The sequence below is a fragment of the Phenylobacterium sp. genome (assembly GCF_020402505.1).
Classification (GTDB): Bacteria; Pseudomonadota; Alphaproteobacteria; order Caulobacterales; family Caulobacteraceae; genus Phenylobacterium.
The window spans coordinates 1-6,310 of the sequence record NZ_JADBZL010000007.1 but is presented as its reverse complement, the minus strand read 5'-3'; the positions used below and the strand labels follow the sequence as shown (position 1 = coordinate 6,310).

5 protein-coding genes and 1 pseudogene are annotated in these 6,310 nt (G+C 74.3%); all 6 read left to right on the top strand.

Translation table 11 applies throughout. The annotated features are described in order from the left end of the window. Positions 1-603, top strand: a pseudogene (locus tag IM632_RS00480) (phosphoserine aminotransferase); the annotation flags it as partial. Positions 604-666: 63 nt separating this feature from the next. Further along, on the top strand, positions 667-2,241 hold the full coding sequence (gene serA, locus IM632_RS00475; RefSeq protein WP_296502432.1) for a phosphoglycerate dehydrogenase: 1,575 nt from the start codon (positions 667-669) through the stop codon (positions 2,239-2,241). 148 nt (positions 2,242-2,389) lie between these two features. After that, a complete protein-coding gene (locus IM632_RS00470; RefSeq protein WP_296481742.1) occupies positions 2,390-2,788 on the top strand; it encodes an MmcQ/YjbR family DNA-binding protein in 399 nt (132 codons plus the stop codon). Positions 2,789-2,864: 76 nt separating this feature from the next. Further along, positions 2,865-3,668, top strand: coding sequence for a protein imuA (locus IM632_RS00465; protein ID WP_296502438.1), 804 nt, complete (start codon positions 2,865-2,867; stop codon positions 3,666-3,668). Further along, entirely contained in the window at positions 3,586-5,142 is a 1,557-nt protein-coding gene (locus IM632_RS00460) for a DNA polymerase Y family protein (protein ID WP_296551906.1), read from the top strand. Before IM632_RS00465 ends, IM632_RS00460 begins: the two co-directional genes overlap by 83 nt. Further along, a partial coding sequence (locus IM632_RS00455) for a PHP domain-containing protein (RefSeq protein WP_366817166.1) occupies positions 5,139-6,310 on the top strand: 1,172 nt, incomplete at its 3' end. The genes IM632_RS00460 and IM632_RS00455, both read left to right, overlap by 4 nt.

Genomic DNA, 6,310 nt, shown 5'->3' with positions numbered 1-6,310 from the left:
GTGACCTTCTCCTGGCAGAAGGCCCTGGGCGGCGAGGGCGCGCACGGCGTGCTGGTGCTGTCGCCCCGCGCCGTCGCCCGGCTGGAGAGCCACACGCCGGCCTGGCCCATGCCCAAGCTGTTCCGCATGACCAAGAACGGCAAGGTGACCCTGGACCTGTTCGAGGGCGCGACCATCAACACCCCCTCCATGTTGTGCGTCGAGGACGTCATCGACGCCCTGGAATGGGCCGAAGGGATCGGCGGTCTGTCCGCCATGCGCGCCCGGGCCGACGCCAATCTGGGCGTCCTGGCCGACTGGGTGGCGAAGACCCCCTGGGTGGACTTCCTGGCCGCGGACCCCGCGACCCGGTCCAACACCTCGGTCTGCCTGAAGGTGGTCGACCCCCGCGTCACGGCCCTGCCGGCCGACGCCCAGGCCGACTTCGCCAAGACCCTGGCCTCCCGGCTCGAGAAGGAGGGTGCGGCCCTGGACGTCGGCGGCTACCGCGACGCCCCGCCCGGCCTGCGGATCTGGTGCGGCGCCACGGTGGAGACCGCCGATGTCGCCGCCCTGGTCCCCTGGCTCGACTGGGCCTTCGAGACCGCCGCCGCCGGGCTCTGAGCCCGGCGCACGCCGTCCCGCCTCCCGTTTTCCCATTCCTTCCGCGTGAAGAAAGACACCGCCATGCCCCGCGTGCTCATTGCTGACAAACTCTCTCCCGCCGCCGTCGACATCTTCCGCCAGAGGGGGGTCGAGGCCGACGTCAAGACCGGCCTGTCCAAGGACGAGCTCCTGAAGATCATCGGCGACTATGACGGCCTTGCCGTCCGCTCGGCCACCAAGGCCGACAAGGACGTCATCGCCGCCGCCGGCCAGCTCAAGGTGATCGGCCGGGCCGGCATCGGGGTGGACAATGTCGACATCCCCGCCGCGACCTCGAAGGGCATCGTGGTGATGAACACGCCCTTCGGGAACTCCATCACCACCGCCGAGCACGCCGTGGCCATGATGTTCGCCCTGGCCCGCCAGATCCCCGCCGCCGACGCCTCCACCCAGGCCGGCAAGTGGGAGAAAAACCGGTTCATGGGGATCGAGCTCTACGCCAAGACCCTGGGCCTGATCGGCGCCGGCAACATCGGCTCCATCGTCGCCGACCGGGCCAACGGCCTGAAGATGAAGGTGGTCGCCTACGACCCCTTCCTGTCCGCCGAGCGGGCCGTGGAGATCGGCGTGGAGAAGGTCGAGCTGGACGAGCTGCTGGCCCGGGCCGACTTCATCACCCTGCACACCCCCCTGACCGACAAGACCCGCAACATCCTGTCGGCCGGGAGCCTGGCCAAGACGAAGAAGGGCGTGCTGATCGTCAACTGCGCCCGCGGCGGCCTGGTGGACGAGGCGGCCCTGCGCGCCCTGCTGGACTCCGGCCATGTGGGCGGGGCGGCCTTCGACGTCTTCGTCGAGGAGCCGGCGACGGCCAATGTTCTGTTCGGCGCGCCGAACTTCATCGCCACGCCCCACCTGGGCGCCTCGACCCTGGAGGCCCAGGAGAACGTCGCCCTGCAGGTGGCCGAGCAGATGAGCGACTACCTGTTGACCGGGGCGGTAACCAACGCCCTCAACAGCCCCTCGGTGAGCGCTGAGGAGGCGCCTAAGCTGAAGCCGTTCGTGGCCCTGGCCGAGCGCATCGGCGCCTTCGCCGGCCAGATGATCGACGTGGAGATCAAGGCCGTGGAGCTGGCCTACGAGGGCGAGGTGGCGCAACTGAACACCCGGCCCCTGACCGCCGCCGCCCTGGCCGGGGTGATGCGGCCCATCCTGGCGGAGATCAACATGGTCTCCGCCCCCGCCGCAGCGCGGGAGCGGGGCGTGGCGGTGACCGAGTCCAAGCTGGACGACTCGCCCGTCTTCGAGAGCCTGGTGCGGATCACCGTGACCACCACCATGGGCAAGCGCTCCTTCGCCGGGACGGTGGTGGCGGGCGCCCCGCGCATCGTCGAGGTCAAGGGCATGGAGCTGGACGCGCCCTTCGGGCCGACCATGCTGTACGTGAACAACCAGGACAAGCCGGGCTTCATCGGCGCGGTCGGGGCCCTGCTGGCCGACGCCCGGGTCAACATCGCCACCTTCAACCTGGGCCGCGTCGCCGCCGGCGAGGACGCCATCTGCCTGATCGGCGTGGACCAGGAGCCCGACGAGGGCCTGGTGGGCCGCATCCGCGCCCTGCCCCACGTCAAGGAAGCCCGCATCCTGCGGTTCTGACGCCCCCGGCTTCGCAGGGAGCTCCCCCTTGGGGGAGCAATTGGCGTTCTCATTCCTGCCCAAGGGGGAAGGTGGACCGCGAAGCGGGGCGGAGAGGGTCTGCTGAGCCGACGTTGACTCCAGACTCCAGTCGGGGGGAGGATGGGGCGTGAGCACGCCCCAGAACCCCTGCCGGCAGGCCGAGGCCGAGCTTCTGGCCCATGGGCTCAGCCTGCCCGAGACGGACCTGGCGCCGCCACGCCGGGACGCCGACCCCTTTCACTACCTGCGGGTGGCGGGCAAGGGCTTCGCCTGGTTCGGCGGGCGGGACGCGAGCCCCGACGAACTGGTGCTGACGGTGAAGCTGCCCATCTCGGCGGAAATGGTCGCGGAGCTGCCCTTCGTCCAGGAGAGCAAGGGCTGGCACAAGCGCAACAACTGGGTCACCGCCCGCTTCGGGCCGGCGGACGACGTCCTGGCCGAGCTGGAAACCCTGAAGGCCTGGATGCTGCAGAGCTACCTGTCCATGGCCCCTCGGAAACTGGCGCGTCAGGTCGCCGGCGACTGATCCCCCCCTGTCCTCCCGGAGACCATTGACTCCCCGTTCGCCGCGACTAGAACAAAAAGCGAACACGAGGTCGGGCATGGACGGGGACAGGCGGAAGAGGCTGGCGGCGCTGCGGGCGGACATCCGGCGGCTGGAGCGGGTGGCGGGGCCCGTGCGGGGGCGGCTGTCCCTGGGCGATCCGCGCCTGGATTCGGCCCTGGGCGGGGGGCTGCCCCTGGGCCAGTGGCACGAGATCGGCGGCGAGGGGGCGGAGGCCGAGACCGGCGCCGCCCCGGCGGCCTTCGCCGCGCGGCTGGCCGCCGCCCTGCTGGCCCGGCCCGACCAGCGCGGCCGCTCGGCGGTCTGGATCCTGCGCCGGGACGACCTCTTCCCCCCGGGACTGGCCGGCCTGGGCCTGCCGGCGGACCGGCTGGTGGGGGTCTGCGCCCGGGACGAGGCCGAGGCCCTGGCCGTGGCCGAGGACGCCCTGGCCGCGCCCGGCGTGGGGGTGGTGCTGGCCGAGGTCGGCGCCGTGGACCTGACCGCCGGCCGACGCCTGCAGTTGGCCTGCGAGGCCCGCGGCGGCACGGGGCTGATGCTGCTGCGCCGGCCCTTCGGCGGCGGGACGGCGGCGGCGACCACGGGCGGGACCGCGGCGGCCACCTGCTGGCGCGTGTCGCCGGCCGCCAGCGCCCCCGGCCCCGGCGGCCTGGGCCTGGGGGCGCCGCGCTGGCGACTGCGCCTGGTCCGCAGCCGGGGCGGCCGGACCGGCGACTGGCGGGTCGAGGCCGGCGCCGGCGGAGACGAAGGAGAAGCCGATGTCGCGCATCCTCTGCGTCTGGTCGCCGAACTGGGCGATCGAGACCTGGCGGCGCCGGCGGCCTTCAGCGCCGCGGGCTGAGCCCTTCGCCCTGGTCCGCCAGGACCGGGGGCTGAGGGTGCTGGCCGCCGTCAGCCCGGACGCCGCGGCGGCGGGCCTCTTCCCCGGCCAGAGGGTGACAGACGCCCAGGCCCTGCGCCCCGACCTGGTCCTGGCCGAGGCCGAGCCGGAGGCCGACGCCCGGGCCCTGGAGGCCCTGGCCGACTGGTGCGTGCGCTTTTCCCCCGCCGTCGCCCCGGACCCGCCGGACGGTCTCTTCCTCGACATCGGCGGGGTCGCCCACCTGTGGGGCGGCGAGGCGGAGATGGCCGCCGACCTGGCCGCACGCCTGGCGCGGGACGGCCTGACCGCGCGGATCGCCGTCGCCGGCACCGCCGGCGCGGCCTGGGCCCTGGCGCGGAGCCCGGCGGCGGAAGCGGGACCCCGGATCCTGGCCCCGGGCGGGCCGGGAGACGGCGCCCCGCCCCCTGAACTGGCCGGCCTGCCGGCAGCCGCCCTACGCCTGGAACCGGCGGCGGTGGAGCGGCTGGCCCGGCTGGGCCTGAGGCGGATCGGCCAGCTGACCGCCCTGCCCCGGGGGCCCCTGGCCAAGCGCTTCGGCGCCGGCGTCCTGCTGCGCCTGGACCAGGCCCTGGGCCGGGCCCCCGAGGCCCTGGCCTTCCGCCGCCCGCCCACCCCCTGGTTCTTTCGCCTGGACCTGGCCGAGCCGGTGAGCGCGCCGGAGGACCTGGCCCGCCTGTGCCGGGACGCCGCCCTTGGCCTGTGCGCGCGGCTGGAGGCGTCCGGACGCGGGGCCCGGCGCTTCCGCCTGGACTTCCACCGGGTGGACGGCGCCCCCGTGGACCTGGAGCTGGGCCTGTCCCGCCCGGCCTGCGACCCGGAGCGCCTCGCCCGCCTCTTCCTGCCCCGGCTGGAGACCCTGGACCCCGGCTTCGGGATCGAGGCGGTGAGCCTGCAGGCGGCGGAGGCTGAGGTCCTGACCCCGGGCCAGGCGGACCTGGCCAGCCTGCTGGAGCCCGTCGAAGGGCCCGAGGCCCTGGCGCCCCTGATCGACCGGCTGACCGCCCGGCTCGGGACCCGGCGGGTCTGGCGCAGCCGGCCTCTGGCCAGCCACGTCCCCGAACGCTCGGTGCGCCGGACCGCAGCCCTGGAGGTGGCGGCCGGTCCCGCCGGCGGCTGGCCCGCCTGGCGCCCCCGCCCCTTACGCCTCCTGCCCCGCCCCGAGCCCCTGGAGGGGGTGATCGCCCTGACCCCGGACGAGCCGCCCCGGCAGTTCCGCTGGCGCCGGCGGGTGCACCGCATCCACCTGGCAGAGGGGCCCGAGCGGATCGGCGCAGAATGGTGGCGGACCGGGATCGAGGCGGTGCGGACCGACCAGGTGCGCGACTATTACCGGGTAGAGGACCAGGACGGCGCGCGGTTCTGGGTCTTCCGCTCCGGCCTGCACGACCATGACCGGCCGGTGCGCTGGTGGCTGCACGGCCTGTTCGGATGAGCCGCTACGCCGAGCTGGCGGCGGCCAGCAACTTTTCCTTCCTGCGCGCCGCCTCGCACCCCGAGGAGCTGGTGACGACCGCCGCCGCCCTGGGCCTGGAGGCCCTGGGGATCGCCGACCGCAACAGCGTCGCCGGCGTCGTCCGGGCCTGGGGGGCGGGGCGCAGGGTGGGCGGGTCCCTGAAGGTGCTGGCGGGCGCCCGCCTGGTCTTCGCCGACGGGACGCCGGACCTCATCTGCTATCCCTCCGACCGGGCGGCCTGGGGCCGGCTGACCCGCCTTTTGACCCTGGGCAAGCGGCGGGCGCCCAAGGGCGGGTGCGACCTGTCCCTCGGCGACTTCCTGGACCATGCGGAGGGTCAGCTGGGCGTCGTCCTGCCCCCGGCGCCGGGGGAGGCCGGGGGGGCGGACTTCCCCCGGCGGCTCCAGGACCTGGCCCGGGCCCGGCGGGGCTGGCTCTGGCTGGGGGGCGTGCGCCGATACGGCCCCCGCGACCTGCAGGAGCTGGCCCGGCTGGAGACCCTGGGCGCAGCGGCCGGCGCGCCCCTGGTCGCCGTGGGCGAGGTGCTCTACCACGACGCCCGCCGGCGGCCCCTGCAGGACGTCCTGACCTGCATCCGCGAGGGCTGCACGATCCACGAGGCGGGGCTCAGGCTGGAGGCCAACGCCGAGCGCCGGCTGAAGTCCCCCGCCGAGATGGCGCGCCTGTTCGCCCGCTTCCCCGGCGCCGTCGAGCGCAGCCTGGAGATCGCCGGCCGGGTCGGCTTCGACCTGTCGGAGCTGCGCTACGAGTATCCCGACGAGCCGGTCCCAGCGGGCAAGACCCCCATGCAGCACCTGCGCGACCGGGCCTGGGAAGGGGCGACCTGGCGCTTCGAGGCGGGCATGGGCGAGGCCGAGCGCCGGACCATCGCCCACGAGCTGGACCTCATCGAGAAGCTGGGCTTCGCCAACTACTTCCTGACCGTCCACGACATCGTCCGCTGGGCGCGGGCCCAGGGCATCCTCTGCCAGGGACGGGGCTCGGCGGCCAACTCCGTGGTCTGCTTCTGCCTCGGCATCACCGCCGTCGACCCGACCAGGAAGGACCAGGACCTTCTCTTCTCGCGCTTCATCTCCGAGGCCCGGGGCGAGCCGCCGGACATCGACGTGGACTTCGAGCACGAGCG